Here is a 17,022-nt window from a genome sequence, read left to right as displayed (position 1 = left end):
TATTAAAGCTTTTATATCCAGCTCTGATTTAATTCAATAAACTCAACTTTTAAGAAGAAAAGTGAATTGCATTTAATCTAAAATCATTAACCATTAATAAAGAGTTATAAAACCCACACATAAAAGAATATTATCTGAACAGATAGATATTAAAGCGTTTTCTCGCCGGTCATTTTATGAATAAAATCATAAAAATAACACAATAAAAAAGGGATAAAACGGTTAATGTGGTAGGATTTAAACCCTGAAAAAGGGACTGATTATCCGGAAAAACAGAAAGAGGTATTTTTATATCATCAGGCTATTTACTTGCTGATTTATGAAGATAAAATAAAGGGTGTTGATTTATAAAAACCGCTCAGAATCGCCAGTAAAACAGTGCCAATAAAGATAAAAAGTGAATATAATTAACGTTAATAAAACGTAAAATACAATATACCATGATGATTAAATTTAATAAAAAACAGGTATTAAAAGTAGTAAAAACAACGGTTAAAACCTTATTATACCGATTAAAAACAGAGGTTAAAAAATTATTTTTAATAACAGATTAAAGCCTGCCCATCATAAAGCCATCAATGAAAAATGAGAAAAAGAATTGGCTTGATTAATGATTATATACCCCGTAGATATGAAATAGTTTAACAAGACAATATATTTAAAAAACGAATCGACTTTAATAATGTTTTCAACTGGAAATAAACTTTTCCATCAGTCAGTTAAATAAATAATCGCTTATGAAAAATATGAATAACAAAATCCGCAAATAAATGATTTAACCGAATACGAACTAAATTATTTTCAATGTTATTATATTGCATTTATCATGCAACACCGCGATACATTAAACACGCTCATTTAAACTTATTTTATACTATTTTATCCGGTCCAATAACATTACCTTTCTACGGTATAAAAATCATTCCTATTTTTATACCGTTAATGTAATTTAACGCTTAAATACCCATTTAATCATTATAACCTTTCTGGCTGATTAATCCTCGAGAATTTTCACTATTGTTGGTGTAATAAATCGTTATTAAATTAATTTACCGCTCGATTTAAACAGATATAGGTTGATGAAGTTAAGTTAAAATCATATAAAAATCCTATTTTAGTAAATAAACGATTTTATTTTGACAACCCAAACCTTTTCAAAATGATATTCACTAAATGCACATACCATTTATTATGCTAAAATAGCCATTTTATTAAAGACAAGACAAAAACCATAAAACTGTGAAAAAATATCCAAGTGTAAAATAAATCTATTGCTAAGAAGTTAAAAATTTTTTATTTAAAACTGTGCTTTGAATAACCAAATGAACAGTATCTATATAGTAATAATGGAGTGCAACTATTAAAAACCATTAAAATATTATGGACTTTAAATTAGTCAACTTGTTTAAACATACCGTTAAACAATCAGAGCATATGAGATTATCCGAAAAAACATAAAAGAGTATCTTTATACCATCAGAATATCTACGGGTTGATTTATAAAGATAAAAAAATAATGTTGACTTATAAAAACTGTTCAGAATTGCCAGTAAAACAGCATCAGTAAAGATAAAAATCGAGTATGATTAAACGTAAAACACGATATACCATGATGATTAAACTTAACAAAAAGCAAACGTTAAAAGTGATAAAAAAACAACGGTTAAAACTTTATACCGATTAAAATCATAAATTTAAAAAATGACTTTTAATAACAGTTTAAAGCCTGCCCATCATAAAACTCAGGGCAGGATCCCACTTTTGTTTACACAGAGGCATCAAAGCTTTTAAATCCAGGGCGGATTTAACTCAATAAATGCAATTTTTCAGAAGCACGTAGATTCAGACTCGGTCTTATCGCTTGTAATGTAAATGTGCCGCTTCTATGCGTTTCGTGCATTGACTCACGCATTTTTATGCCAATAACGTATCAACAGCAAGTTTGTCGGACATGTGTTCAAGCTCATTCTGGCTCAGTCCGATAATGTTCATCACCGTTTCACGGTCGATACTCATACTTCGGTGACTGGTCTGACAGTCACCGTAAAATCCTCTTTTAACATGAATCGTTGAATACTGATTAAGAACCCTCAGCACGAGTTAGTGGCGTATTTGCTCAAGTTCGTTCTCGCTCAGACCGGTGGTTTTCCTTACGTTTCCGGTCGATTCCGCTGTTTAGCAATGCATGAGCAATTTTTAAAGTTGCCTCTTGGCGCCCTTCCTGACGTCCCTCCTGACGTCCTTTCTGCTACAGTTTCTGCGCTATAATCATCAGTACATCCTCATACTTCGGGGACTGTTCTGCCAGTCACCGGATAAAACCTTATGGAGTAGCGGTATCTCCCGCCTGTAATAAGTAGTTTAACAGACTTTTTGACTGCTCACCCGAATGGCAATCATACGTCAGCATCGAAACCAAACTCCGCCATATCACGCTGCCGGATATGTTTTTGCACCATTTCCAATAGTGCAACCCGTTTGTGCGTCCGATTTCATCATCCGAAATTACCGTCACATCTACCAGCGGGAATGCGCCGGAATAGATTTCCTTCGCCAGGGCCGGAGCATCGAAGCAATCGAGCCAATTGGTACTCCACGGATACGGCTGTATTTTCCCGTGATAGAACAACACCGGAATGACCAGCGGCAATTTTTCATGTCCCTGCTCCAGATGCCGTTGCATTGCGGAAATACCGTAACGCATCAATCGAAATGCTATCATCTTGTCCGGGGAACTCTGGTGTTCGATCACGCAATACACGTAACCGTCACCCTGCGCCGTTTTCAATGAATACAAAATGTCGGAATAATGCGCACGCAGATTGTCTTCAATAAACGACCCTGATTCCAACCGCAATGTATCCAGATCACAAACTGCCCGTAATGTCGCAGGCAAATGAATCTCCAGGAAGTCTCTGGCGGTATCAATATGACTTAAAAACTGTTTAAAAACAGCGTCATGTGGCGTTGGTGTATTTTTTCTCTTCATCGGTGAATGGTAGCATATTTTCTTTTATATTGAAGGAATATTAAGCAAAAAACCGAGCAGACTGAAATGTCTTGAATTTTCTTTGACAAAAACTTTGATCGTATCTCAGGTACTTTAATTTCCTTCTTAAGCGAAGTTCAGGTTATCTAGATATTTCAAGTGCTGGAAATAAAAAGGTATTTTCATTTCCAGCAATCTCTAATACAGCGCTTTATTCATCATAACAGGCGATTAAGCACCAAGCGTTGCACCACCATCAATGACAATATCTTGTAAAGTAATATGACTTGCGAGATCAGAGGCCATAAACAAGACCGCATCAGCAATTTCTGTTGGCGTCGCTATCTTCCCTAGTGGGATACCAAGTTTAAACAATTCAGAAAACCCCTGAATGACTTGCTGTTTGGACGCTTCTGTTTGCCACATACCACGCTGCATTGGCGTATCTGTCGATCCTGGTGAAATAAGATTACAACGAACGCCATAAGGTGCTAATTCCAGCCCAACACTCAGGCAGAGACTACGCAATGCTGCTTTAGATGCGCAATAGGCCGACATGCCAACACGAGGAACATGAGCCGCATTTGACGCAATAGTGACAATTGCCCCCGCCTTTTGGCGTTGGAACTGGAGAATAGTCGCCTGAAATAGGTTGAATGCCCCTCCCGCATTGACAGACAAGCACTGTTGCCAATCTTCAAACGTTATCTCTTCAGCAACACCAAGGCGTAAGATCCCAGCTCCATTGACCAGCACATCAAGTTGCGGTTGTTGTGCAAGGAGTTGTTCACAACAGCGCGAAACGGCAATAGGATCGCTGATATCAAGCAAATACGGCGTAAAAGGCAAATCCCCCTCAGGGAACGTGATGTCAAACCCAATTACCTTCGCGCCTGCTTGCTGAAAACGATAAGCCGTCTGATAACCAATACCGCTACCGGCACCCGTTATCCAGACAATTTTATCGCTAAAATCAAGCGCAATACTCATTTCAGGCTCCCTGACGCTCAGTGAATAATGTCATCCAACCATTTATTGTTGGATTTTTCATTAACGAAATGAAATCCATTTCATATCCTTGCTGACGCCAATGGGAAATAAGAGACATAATGCGCACAGAATCCAGCCCATAATCGAGCAAGTTCTCATCATCACCAATATCGTCGCTATCCTCATCTAATAAAGGCAGTAATAACGCTTTGAGGCGGGTTTTATTCCATTGCACTTGTTTTACGTCTAAGGCAACAAGAAGCTGCTCGGTAGTCTCCACACGTCCACAGCGCCCAGCGGTATATTTAAGCGCCATCATATGTTCTTCATAACTGAAATCGGCTAAAGCATCCGCAACCATAAAAGGCTGTATATCACGCATGAACGCGTCAGTCGCTGTCATTAGACAGCCAATATGTGCATAAACGCCACAAATAATAAGTTGATCACGCCCAGCTATTTTGAGCTGTTGCTCAAAATCAGTGCGCTGAAATGCGCTGTATCGCCATTTATCCATGACAATATCACCAGCCTGAGGTGCGAGCGCATCGGTAATTTTTTGCAGTTCAGGGTGGCAGTTCAGCCCCGGTCCCCACATATCATTTAACAGCGCCCTCTCCTCATCACTTTGCTGGTTAGGTTGAGCGGAATAAAATACCGGTATTCCATTTTCCCGACAGATTTCTATCAGCCTGGCAATATTAGTCACGACTTGATTAATTAATGGACTATTTTCTTCCCAGAAGTTAAGAAAGTAATTTTGCATATCATGAATTAATAATGCAGCCCGATTTTTATCCAACGACCAATTGACCTTGTTTGTCGGCAGTCCTTCTGCCACGGGTAAGTCATAACTATTAAGTTTAGGAATGCTCATTTCTTTCTCCAACGAGTGATGGCTGAACAAATTGTTTAGTAAGTTGACGTAATTGTTTTTTGTCTATTTTTCCGACAGGTGTTATCGGCAGTGAGGGAACAGGTTCAAACCGGTCAGGCAATTTATAATCTGCTATTCCCTGCTCACGCAGATAACGCCGTAAGACTACGGCTTTTATCGGTTTTCGTAATACGACAAAAGCACAGCTTTTTTCACCCATTAGCGGATCAGGAATAGCGACCAGCGCAGCATAAATGACATCAGGGTGCCGAAGCAGCAGATTCTCAATTTCCTCAGCCGCAATTTTTTCCCCACCGCGATTGATTTGATCTTTTTCACGCCCCACGACTTGTAAATAACCATCAGGTGCCATGATGACGAGATCACCAGAACAGTAGAATCCATTACTATCAAAACATTGCTGATTATGCTGTGGACTGCGGTAATATCCGCGGAAGGTATAAGGCCCCTGAGTCATCAACCGGCCAGCGACGCCGGGAGGAACAGGATTGCCATCATTATCAGCAACCCAAACTTCATCATCCTGACTGGTCGGGCAGCCTTGTGTCGTAAAAATATGCTGTTCGTCATCATCCAGCCGGGTATAGTTCACTAATCCTTCAGCCATACCGAAAACTTGTTGTAGCTGGCATCCCATCTCTTTTGGAATACGTCTTGCCAGACTTTCGCTTAACCTTGCCCCACCGACCTGTAGCAATCGCAAGCTTTTTAGTGCATCACGGTTACCACTAAGTGCTATCGCCTCAAACCATACACTGACTGCTGGCGGTATCAATGCAGTAACATTCACCTGATGTTGCTGGATTAGCGGAAAACAGCAATCAGCACTGGGGTTATTCGCTAAAATGACCTGTCCCCCGCTGTAAAACGCCCCTAATGCCCCCGGTGAGCTCATAGGAAAGTTATGCGCAGCAGGAAGTGCACATAAATAGCGAGTTTCAGCATTAAACTGGCAAATGTCCACACTGGCGCGAATACTGTAGTAATAATCATTATGCGTTCGGGGAATAAGTTTAGGTGTCCCCGTACTCCCCCCCGACAATTGGAAAAATGCAACTTCATCAGCCGGTGTTGGATCAGCGATAAAATCACCAGCACCTTCTGCCAATAGTGTCTCAAAATCCAAAATACTGTCATTATCACCACGTAAGACAACGTGACTCAAAGACGGCGTACAGGCTCTGAGTTCATCAATAAAATTGTCGTCGCTAAACAAGGAATGGTTGCGATCGGCAATTAACAATGCGGGGTTAATCTGATCAGCATAAGCACAAAGTTCACTACGCTGATGGCTATATATAGCGTTAACCGGAACTACCCCAAGCCGTAATAAGGCAAAGAAAACAATATAAAACTCGGCCTCATTCCCCAATTGAACTAAGGCGGTTTGTCCTCGTTTAACGCCTTGTCGTTGTAATGCTGCGGCTAAACTATCCACCAGCAGATTAAGTTCAGCATAGCTGAACTGACGATCTCCACAGATAAGCGCAATTTTCCCGTTGTTTGACTGACGGGTAAAAATGTCGCTAAGCGGGAGATCTATCCAATAACCAAGTTGACGATAGCGCTGTTCCAGCGCTTTTGGCCAACGATTAAATTCAACTATCATGCCGGGCATGCCTCCTGTGAAAACTCGAATGCACGCATCATCGTTGAAAACTTAACCTCTGTTTCCTGCCACTCTGACTCTGGTTTCGAATCAGGCACAATGCCTGCTCCCGCAAACAGTCTTACCCGCGAGCCATTTACTTCACCACAACGGATAGTCACCACCCATTCACCGTTCCCTTTCTCGTCACACCACCCCACAATGCCGCCAAAGAGGTTTCGTTTAAACGGCTCTAATTCCTCAATTAGGTTTTTCGCGGTCTGATACGGTGTGCCGCAAAGGGCCGGAGTAGGATGAAGCAGGCAAGCAATAGAAAGTGCATTTTCCTGTGGTGCCTTCAGCTCTCCCTCGATATCGGTGGCAAGGTGCCAAAGTACAGGCGTGCTGATGGTGGAAGGCATTTCAGAGATATGTAGTTTTTGACAACGGCTTTCGAGTACGTTTCTCATCATATCGGTCACTAACCGATGTTCATAATTATCTTTGACGGACTGAATAAGCGCCTGACGCAATTTGTAATCTTCTTGCTGGTTTTCACTGCGCTTTGCTGAACCTGCCAGCGGCTGAGAAAAGATAGTATTTCCCTGTTTACGTACTAATAATTCTGGACTCGCACCAATCAATGCCCCATTTTGCAACGGAACATGGAAATTATAACTCCAACTATTTTGCTGATTTAGATGTCGTAATAATTGAATTGAATCTAATGGCTGATGGGTTTCGATGTCGAGTAACCGCGAAAGGACAATTTTATCTAGTCTATGATTACGCATTGCATCAACGGCAGTGTTCACCATCTGGCTAAAGTGTGCTTTATCAGGCCACTGGGTGCGTCTTTTTTCTGTATAAGTTGAATTGGAAATAAGCGTGGGAAACTGCTTTCTTTGGAACCAATTGCATTGTTCAGGGACAAAAAGTGCCGCATTTTGCTGTTTATCGAATGGAATTGCCCCCACCAGAACAGGATTTTCAATCCCATCTCTCTTCGCTTGCTGGAATAATTGACGTATTTCTTGCTGAATCAGGCTATCAGGATTTGCTGCATCATCAAGTGGCTTTGACACAATTGCATATTGCCCCTGCGCCAACAGACTTTTACTGGATGAAAGAAACAGAAAATCCTTATTATTAAGATCATTAAAACCAGTCAGCAAAGTATTTCTATATAGATCTGGCACAAGTTTTACCTCTATCTGTTAATCGTGTGATCACGAAAATGGAATTCTTGTCTCGACATAACTTTGCATCACTTGCTATAAATAAAACGATGACTTAAATTACCAATAATAAAATTTCGATATGATTTAATTTTATAAAAATTTATATTTTTAAAACATTTCTCCCTTATTCCATTTAGAGATCTCATTTCGTACCATCCTGTTATTCTGCCTGATCTTAAAAGTGGTTGATTGAATCTATCAGGCATATCTCAACGATATTCATATTATTTTAATAATAATAATTATCAATGTTATTAAAAAATACATTTAAAAATCATATCTATCCCTTTGTAAAACGCCGTCCCTGCGGAATAATTAAGGGAGTATGGCTGACGGGATCATCAATAATGACACAATCGAGGCCAAAAACCTCAGAGACTAATGTTGTCGTAATGATCTCACCAGGTGCCCCTTCCACCACAATCCGTCCCCCCGCCATCACAATCAAATGATCTGCATATCGGCAAGCCTGATTCAAATCATGAAGTACAGCAATGAGCGTATATCCGGATCCTTGATTAAGGTGACAAAACAACTCAAGCAACTCAATTTGATGAGCAATATCAAGATAGGTTGTCGGTTCATCAAGCAGTAACAATGGCGTTTGTTGAGCCAGCACCATAGCAACCCAAACCCGTTGACGCTGCCCACCTGAAAGTTCGTCAACAACGCATTCAGCAAGCTCGGTTACACCGGTCGCATTCATTGCCTGGCGCACCGCTTCATAATCCTCATGACTCCATTGACGTAATAACCGCTGATGAGGAAAACGCCCGCGCGCAACTAAATCCACAACTTTGATCCCCTGAGGAGCCTGCACGCTTTGCGGTAATAATCCCAGCTGACGAGCCAAAGCACGGGTTGGTATCGTGTGAATATCATGACCATCAAGGCAAACCCTGCCATATTCCGGGCGCAGCAGACGACATAAACTTCTCAACAGCGTGGATTTACCACAACCATTAGGACCGATAATCACGGTAAAACGACCATCAGGGATACGCAGATTCAGTTCATCACAGACGATATGTTCACCGTAACCCAGGCGCAATTCTTCCACACTCAAGCGACAAGGTGATAAAACACATTGGTTATTATGTTCTAGCGTTAGCGTTGCCATCAATTCTCTCACAAAAACGTTATCAATCAGTCTGCATCAATATTCATATCAATGCAGACTGCAAGAGGATTATTCAATGTTGCATAGAAACCCTGATATTCAAAGGGTATCCATGCACTCGGATAATCTTGGCAAGATCGCCTTAAGCGGTATATTGCTATCCTGTGTTTTTGCAAACAGCGCCAAAATGCCATTGATAGCCTCTGATATTTGAGAGATTTGAGCCGCACTATAACGATCTGAACGATAATTAAATAAAACGCGTACCATTTCTTCACCTGCAATCATCTCTTCCATAATTTCAAAGTGAAGCCCCAGTAGCGATTCCTGCTTTTCTAAAACAATCTGCTGAAATGCAATATGGCTTCCATCCAGCATATGGAACTCACCGCTCAAACTATTTTTTGCATGTAACTGAATATATACCTCGAATAAATGATCTTTTCCTTGATCTGTGTGGCCTGATAAGGCTTCTTCAATCAGATCAACGGGGATATCGGTATAAGGCAACGAGTCATTGATGTTGTTCTTAACCTGAGTGATCAGATCAGTAAATGTCATCTGTTCAGTAAAGCGAACCCTGTGTATCACAACCGTGGTGAAATAACCGACAGTGTCAAAGAAGCTCGCATCATCACGCCCGGAAGCTGATGTTCCCACAATAAGATCATCGGTTGCCCCCAGTAAATTGAGCGACGCAACAATACTGGCGTAAAGAATATTAAAGAATGAAGCGCCATTTTTTCTGGCAAGTGACTGCAAGCCTTGAGCCACCACTTTTTCAATCTCAAACTCAATGCCTTCACAGGAATTCGCCTGCCCAGATAACTCGCTGGCCGCATTTTTAAAAATAGGCTCTCCGCTTGGCGCGCCCCGTAAATTATTAACCCAATAATCAAGATGAGACTGATTCATTCCCTCATTATTTTGCCTGATTGCATATTGAAGGAAGGGTAAGGGTTGCTCTTGCCATGTTGGCGTCTCATTTATCAATCTGTATTTATAGGCATGTTTCAGCTCTTCCATCAGCAAAGTAACAGACCACTCATCAAGTGCCACATGATGAAATAACAGGGATAAAAACTGCTGCCCTGAGGCGTTATCAGTGACAAATTTAATGCGCAAAGGCAGTTCTTCAGATAGATCAAACTGATATTTCCCCTCTTTTTTTAATATTTCTTCTGAGGAAAGGGAACCATATTCATATGAACCCCAAAACCACTGATAATCCGATAAATCCTTCATTGGAACGACACGTTGATAGACTTCGCCCTCTTCCTGATAAAATAGGCTACGTAATACAGAATGTCTTTGCAGTACATCAAAAAAAGCTTGCTCAAGTACCTGCTCATTAATAATTGCAGAAAATTTTAAAATAAAAGGTAAGTTGAAGATATCGTTGAAATCAAATGCCGCATACGCTTTCCATAGAGATTTTTGCGCAAGGGATAAAGGTGCGACAGCCGAAATATCTTCTTTAGATTGTTCTTCGCTCAATTCATCTTTATTTTCATCAATAGGATCATGACATTGCGCATATTCGGCAAGTTTCAACGCCGTCGGATAACTAAAGAGATGGTTAATATGGATTTCTATATTATGTAAGCTCAGTAATCTGCCTATCACGCGGGTGGCAATGAGTGAATGCCCGCCAAGATCGAAAAAGTCATCACTGGCTGTCATTTCCGGTGAAGAAAGCGCTTGTCTGAATTCATTCAGGATAATATTGGCTATTTTACGATGGCTATCGCTTTTGTCAGTTGCTTCATGTTCTTTTTGCTGTTTGGCGATAATAAATGCTGTATCACTGATATCTTGATGTTTTTTCTTCGGTGGAAGCAGAAAAACAGACGTAAGTTTTGGCGCAATAGTGACATTTTGTTCATGAATAAATGTGCCAAAACCCTCTAACAGAAATGCGCCAATATGTGGGGATATTGACGAGCCTGTGATTAATTCAAAAAACCATTGCCCCTCATTGACATTTCCGGCAGCCAGCGAAATATCAAAATGCGCGTTCAACGGTGGAATAGGTAATAACTCAACCATTGCATCATTCAACCTGAGTGATGATTGGGATTGATTAAGCCAAGTCACAAGGATATGTGGGCTGTCATGCCCGTACTCTACCTCATTACCCATTTGTAGATTGCCACTTTCTATCTGCCTTTCAATATCGGCAATTATTTTATCCAGGCTTCTGTCATCTTGGCACACACGCAACGACATTAATTCTGAGTAGAAAAATGGGCTGTTGAGTTCATCATGTGTATATTCTGGGTCGCACGATACACTGATATTCACGTCTAAATGAGAACCTATCATTGCAATATAGCAACCAAATAATGCTGCTACTGTTGCCAATGCTGAATATGCTGTTTTCTCCGCAGGTAAAAATGGAGCAAGTACATCAATATTGATCGTAGTACGATATCTGCCCGCAAGGCGATGATGAAGAGAATCATCGAGGTAACTGATTTTACCCATCTCTTTAATTAGCACGCTCCTGGTGGTATCGGATTTATAGAGCCAGGGAATGCCAATCTTTCCAGATTCACTGGATAACCATTTAGCCGAGATTGCCTTTCTAAATAAATCTTCTCTTCCAAACCCGATAGTCTTCAAGCCATTATTATAGGCATCGGAAAGCAGGGTAAACATTTGCGGCCATGACACGCTATCTCTCAGAATATGATGCACAATCACACCCAAAATAACCCCACGCTTGCCATTCATAAACAACATGAATTTGACGGGTGGATGTTCATCAAGCTCGATAGGTTTGCACTGATCCGTAAGTAACCTATTTATCGCTTCTTCATCAGACTGAATCTGATAAATTTCGATAGGAGAATCCGCGGTTGGATCGCAATATTTACGCAAATCGCCTTCATCATCAAAACGATACCTAACATTAATTCCAACTATCTCTTTAGTCAGAAGCTCTAATGCTCTGATGAGCCGGCCTATGTTGATATTTCCTGTCAGTGACCAGGCACAGGCAAACTGACCGGAAGCGTTAGGATCCTGTTGATGATGAAGCCACATCATCTCTTCAAATTCAGTTAAGTCCTTTTCAGTTTCTTGGGCTTCCGAAGATGAATGACCATCAGCATGGGCATTGAATACTTCATCCAAAAGCAATGCTTCATCATCTGTCAGTATCCGCTTAAACTCTCTTGCCATATTCCCACTTCTCCAGTCAACGCAGGGCTACATCTACATATTAATCTTTTGCCATTTTCCGGACAGAGGATGTGATCCCACTCATACAACAACCCTCCATTTTTTGTCGGGTAGAATAAGTTTCACGCCACTGTCCGGTTACTTAATTAATCGCCTTAGAACTTCAGTTCAAACGTCGCACCAATCATTCTCGGACGCTGATAAATTATCGAATTAACGTTATTATCCGGAACTAATAAACGTTTATCAGAGTCAAACAGATTCTGAGCAAATAATGTGGCGCGTCCCCACTTGAAGTTATAACCAAGTTGAAGGTTAGCTATCCAATATGCTGGGATTTTTCCGCGGGCAGAATTGTCATACTGAGAGTAATAAGTATCTGAGAACATAACATTGCCGCTAACATCAATATCCTCGGTCAGTAAATACTTAGCCAAGAGGTTTGCGGTATATCCCGGCGCCCGAGGTAATTCATTACCCTGAACACCACTCTCCGCGAAGCTTTTAATCTTCGTTTTCAGCAAGCCAATATTAGCATTTAACTCAAGTTTTTCGACCGGTAACCAACGGGCGCCGACTTCTGCACCATACGTTTCAACCTTATTAGCATTACGGATCATGGTTGAATCGAGTGACAGATAATAAGGCAACTGCATATCCTTATAATCGTTGTAGAAAAGATTAGAAGTGAGTTCCAGTTTACCATCCAGCAAGCTGTTACGTGTATAAAGGCTGTAGTTCCAGACATATTCAGGGTCATAGGTATAACTAATGACAGGCTTGCCAAAGGTCACTCCCGCCCCCCCTGCGTTATAACCTCTACCAACCGCTATCCCGACGGTTTGATCTTTCTGCGGTTTCCAGGCTACATCAATTTTAGGCAGAAAAGCGTTATAGGTTTTATCAAAATCAATGGCTACACTTTCGCTTCCCCCTTTACGTGTTCTGTGTTCACGTTCAAAGCGGCTTGATAAAGTCACATCAATTTCAGGAACAACCGTGTAGGTCAAGACAGTATAAGCAGAGGCTGTTTCCGTTTTATCATCAAACTTGCTGCCCCCGAAAAGATTGATAGTCTCATCCTGTTTACCATGGAAATAACGCACACCCACCAAACCATTCAGCTTATTATCAAACCCTTGAAAACGGATAATAGGTTCAACTTCTAACTCTTTGCCATCAGTATCAGCTTTTGGAATTTTAGACGAGGTTAATCTGTGATAAGCAAGATCGGTATAAATTAATTTATTTTCCAGACTAATGGTATCTGACAAAGCCCATGAAATATCCCAGATCCCACTGGTCGTTTTTCGTTCTACAACTGGCCTGAACAGTTCATGCCTTAAATTAAGCGTATCCCTTGGATTGTATGCTTCGTTCTGCGGAGCACGACTATCAAGATGGTTAACCGTTAATTTGGTGGATAACTCAGGAATGGACAGTGGTTCAAACAGCAGCTTCGCACGGACCGTTGTTGATTCAATTTTGTGCGGATCGCCAACAGGATCATAGGAAACCAGGTTAGCAAAGCTATCACGATTTTGACGATCGACACTAAGACGGAAGGCCAATTGCTCGTCAATCAAAGGACCGGAAGCCATCGCAGCGACTTGTTGATAGCCCTGATTAGCGAACCCACTTTTGATTGCGCTCTCCCAATAAAAGGTAGGATCGAGTGATTTAATAATCACAGCGCCTGCAATCGCGTTCCTTCCCTGAATATAACTTTGTGGATCACGAAATACCTCGACACTCTCGATATCCCATAAAGATTGCGTGCCGAAAGCTAATTCATTATAGGTAAACGAGCGCCCATCAATAGAGACGTTGATTCTGGGACGCGTCCCACTAATGAAAGCCATTCCCCCTTGTGAAGGGCCTGAACCATCAACACCGCGAACAGCGGGAAGAGCATTACTAATACCATTATCAACAACGTTCGGCGTCATTTGCAGCAACATGTTAACATCAGGATTAGGAATAGATTTCATTTTGCGAAGATTATAAACCTCGACACTTGAACCACTATCGTAAATAGAGCGATTGACTTTCTCTCCTGTCACCACTAACACATCTTCTTCTGATGATGATGCCTTGGTATTTCCTTTTTGGGCGCTTTGCGGGTTCTTTTCCTCTGCCGCAATAGCATCAGTTCCTGTCAGAGCAATGGCACCAAAAAATAAAGCTCCAAAAATACCTACAAAATTCGATTTTTCAGTATGTTCTTTTTCTGATACATCATGTTGCAGAGTTGAGTGCAACCTATTCATTCATTTTTCTCCTTTAGCCAGCTTACACGAAATCGTTTTAATAAATTAAATGAGTTAAATCGTGACATTGCTGACCGGTGGATCCCAGTCTGGAAAAAACATGGTGCGATTCAACCCATGCTAATTTCATGCAGAGTAGTTTCTTTATGTTATTATTACTCTTCGGTGTTGCTTTGTTGTAATATTTCTTAAATAGTAATAATTATCATAACAAGGTGTATTATTGTATGTAAATAAAAATCATTATCATTAACTGTGATCAATGCAACAGAAAAATAAATTTTCCATATAAAACAACTTGTTATTTTAAAGAAATAAAAAAATAAAAGATAACTCGGTAAAATATGTGGTTTTAGGAAGTTATTTAGCCAGAAAGAAATTGACTAAGAGTATATCCCTATATTTTATAGAATTAATTTGAGACTTAAAAAACAAACCAGAAAAATAAAGAAATCATTCACAAGCTAAGTTAAGAATATAAATAACGAAAATATTCCATCAATTGAGACAGATAAAGATCCCAAAAAATATATTATTATATTCATTACCTGAATGACTATTCCTCCTGATATCGCCTCCCACATTAAGAGAAAACTTACGACAATTCTTGCTAAATTTGCCGGGAACGGGTCAACAACCAAATCAGATAAATTCCGCCAACGAGCCCCGTCATAAGCCCAATAGGGACTGCCGCTCGTAAAGGTAAAAGCTGCGTAAGCAGATCAGCTGACAGCAAAAGACAAGCACCCATTAGCGCGGCACTGATAACCGGCATATTTCTCGAACAGGTCAGGCGAACCACAAGCTGAGGGGCGGCCAAAGCAACAAAAGCAATCGGCCCTGCGGCGCCAGTGGCAAGAGCCGCTAAAACCACAGCGCAGAAAATCATAATAAGACGAACGCGTTCCACTCTGATACCGAGCTGACAGGCAATATCATCCCCCATCTCGATAATGCTCAGTTTCCTTGCCATAAAAAGAACCAAAGGCACCAGCAATACAACCCCGGTTAAAACAGGAAAAACATGTACCCATGTTCGGGCATTAAGTGATCCGGCAAGCCACAAATTTGCCATCACGGCATTATCCAGATTTCCTTTTACCAGTAATAAGCCATTCAGGGCACTTAGCACTGAACCCACACCAATCCCCGTCAGGATAAGGCGATACCCCCCTATTGCGCCGGATTTTAAAGATAACAGATACACTACCGCCGCAGTCAGGGTTCCTCCGGCAACAGCAGCAATCGCTATTTGCACTGCATTATTATCAAATAAAACTATCTGTATAATCGCCCCCGTCGCTGCACCGACTGTAAAACCAATCACATCCGGAGAACCTAACGCATTTCGGGAAATAGACTGAAAAACCGCACCAGATACCCCCAGTGCCGCACCAACAAAAATTGCGGTTAACACGCGGGGCAAACGAATATCCATGATGATTTTTTCGCTGACAGAACCGGAACCCGGCCCCCAAAAAATAGTGATAATTTGTTCGATTGTGATATTGAATTTGCCGATAGTCATGGAAAAAAGCGCTAATACCATAATCAACAGCAACATGGCACAAATCACCATAAGATTTCTGGGAACGAAAACAAGAGACACTTTTCCTTGTCGCCAGACCTTACCGGAAATATTAACCTCAGTCTCGCCATAATTCCGTTTGCTCATAGTTGGACAATTTTCCATTTTCTGACCAGGAAAACAAAGAACGGCCCTCCGATTAGCGCCACCATAATGCCAACACTAATTTCCCCAGGATATCCTACGACTCGCCCCAGACTATCAGCAGCTACCACCATAACGCCAGATATCAGCATAGAATAAGGAAGTACCCAACGATAATCAGGCCCTGCAATTAAACGGGCAAAATGAGGGGCGGTCAGGCCGATGAAACTAATGGGCCCCGCCGCTGCCGTGGCACCGCCAGATAACATAATGATGGCCAGTGCAGACAGAATCCAGACTTTGGTTTGGTTAACACCCAGCGATTTTCCCAGATCATGACCAAGCGCTACCGTATCAAGAGACTTTGTCAGCATTAAAGCAATTATCACTCCGGAAGCCGTCAGTATGGAGATAGGGAAAAGCACCTCATAACCTCGCCCTTGAAGTGAGCCCACCACCCAGTGCCGGAATTGATTAAATACCTCATCTTCGCTGTTTATGGTGATAATCTGGGTGACAGCAAGTAATACAACGGACAGTGCAGCGCCCGCCAATACCATTCTTACCGGGTTCAACCCATGCCGGATCCCCCCGAGCAGATACACGCCACAACCTGCAATTGTCGCCCCTGCCAGACCAAACCACATATAGCCAATAACATCGGAAATGCCCAAAAAAGCAATTGCCGAGACAATGGAAACCGCTGCCCCAGCATTGACCCCCAGAATACCCGGATCAGCCAGTGGATTACGGGTAAGCGCCTGCATAATGGCACCCGCGACACCCAATGAACAACCAACGATAATCGCCAGCAAAGTACGAGGCACTCTCAGATAACGAACCAATAAATGTTCACTATTGGCAGGGTTAAAAGCGGTGAATGCCTCCCAAGTGACTTTAATCGTGACAGGGCGGGTCCCGACAAAAAGACTAAAAACTGAAAATGCCACAAGTAATAACCCGCAAATCAGCAACCCTTTTCGCTGAAATTTGAATTGCCGGTTATCGGATTGCGCAACAGAATTAGCAACTGAAAAAATCAATTTTTTCATATCCAACTCAAACAAT

The 17,022-nt window shown here is 41.4% G+C and carries 9 protein-coding genes and 1 pseudogene; all 10 read right to left on the bottom strand.

From position 1 onward, the window contains the following. Positions 1–2,100 precede the first annotated feature (2,100 nt). The 10 genes and pseudogenes from PTE_RS20090 to PTE_RS20045 all read right to left on the bottom strand — a co-directional run bounded on the left by PTE_RS20090 (position 2,101) and on the right by PTE_RS20045 (position 17,006). Positions 2,101–2,989: pseudogene (locus PTE_RS20090) on the bottom strand (Rpn family recombination-promoting nuclease/putative transposase). Between the two features lie 231 nt (positions 2,990–3,220). Continuing rightward, positions 3,221–3,979, bottom strand: coding sequence for a 2,3-dihydro-2,3-dihydroxybenzoate dehydrogenase (dhbA, locus tag PTE_RS20085; RefSeq protein WP_036849860.1), 759 nt, complete (start codon positions 3,977–3,979; stop codon positions 3,221–3,223). A 1-nt stretch (position 3,980) separates the two neighbouring features. After that, positions 3,981–4,856, bottom strand: coding sequence for an isochorismatase (locus tag PTE_RS20080; RefSeq protein WP_036849858.1), 876 nt, complete (start codon positions 4,854–4,856; stop codon positions 3,981–3,983). After that, a complete protein-coding gene (locus PTE_RS20075) occupies positions 4,843–6,486 on the bottom strand; it encodes a (2,3-dihydroxybenzoyl)adenylate synthase (RefSeq protein WP_036849855.1) in 1,644 nt (547 codons plus the stop codon). Before PTE_RS20075 ends, PTE_RS20080 begins: the two co-directional genes overlap by 14 nt. Further along, on the bottom strand, positions 6,483–7,664 hold the full coding sequence (locus PTE_RS20070) for an isochorismate synthase (protein WP_051477481.1): 1,182 nt from the start codon (positions 7,662–7,664) through the stop codon (positions 6,483–6,485). Before PTE_RS20070 ends, PTE_RS20075 begins: the two co-directional genes overlap by 4 nt. Positions 7,665–7,986: 322 nt before the next feature. Continuing rightward, positions 7,987–8,826, bottom strand: a complete 840-nt coding sequence (locus PTE_RS20065; RefSeq protein WP_081738282.1) for an ABC transporter ATP-binding protein — start codon at positions 8,824–8,826, stop codon at positions 7,987–7,989. Between the two features lie 99 nt (positions 8,827–8,925). After that, positions 8,926–12,012 carry a condensation domain-containing protein gene (locus PTE_RS20060; RefSeq protein ID WP_036849848.1) on the bottom strand — a complete coding sequence of 1,029 codons (3,087 nt, stop codon included), beginning with the start codon at positions 12,010–12,012 and terminating at the stop codon, positions 8,926–8,928. 155 nt (positions 12,013–12,167) lie between these two features. Beyond that, positions 12,168–14,282: a TonB-dependent receptor gene (locus PTE_RS20055; protein WP_036849847.1), complete on the bottom strand. Its 2,115-nt coding sequence runs from the start codon at positions 14,280–14,282 to the stop codon at positions 12,168–12,170. A gap of 610 nt (positions 14,283–14,892) precedes the next feature. Beyond that, positions 14,893–15,957, bottom strand: coding sequence for a FecCD family ABC transporter permease (locus PTE_RS20050; RefSeq protein WP_051477480.1), 1,065 nt, complete (start codon positions 15,955–15,957; stop codon positions 14,893–14,895). Beyond that, positions 15,954–17,006, bottom strand: a complete 1,053-nt coding sequence (locus tag PTE_RS20045) for a FecCD family ABC transporter permease (RefSeq protein ID WP_081738281.1) — start codon at positions 17,004–17,006, stop codon at positions 15,954–15,956. Before PTE_RS20045 ends, PTE_RS20050 begins: the two co-directional genes overlap by 4 nt. Positions 17,007–17,022 lie beyond the last annotated feature (16 nt).

Origin of the sequence: Photorhabdus khanii NC19, from assembly GCF_000517265.1 — a bacterium.
Classification (GTDB): Bacteria; Pseudomonadota; Gammaproteobacteria; order Enterobacterales; family Enterobacteriaceae; genus Photorhabdus; species Photorhabdus khanii.
This window is presented reverse-complemented; position numbering and strand designations above follow the sequence as displayed.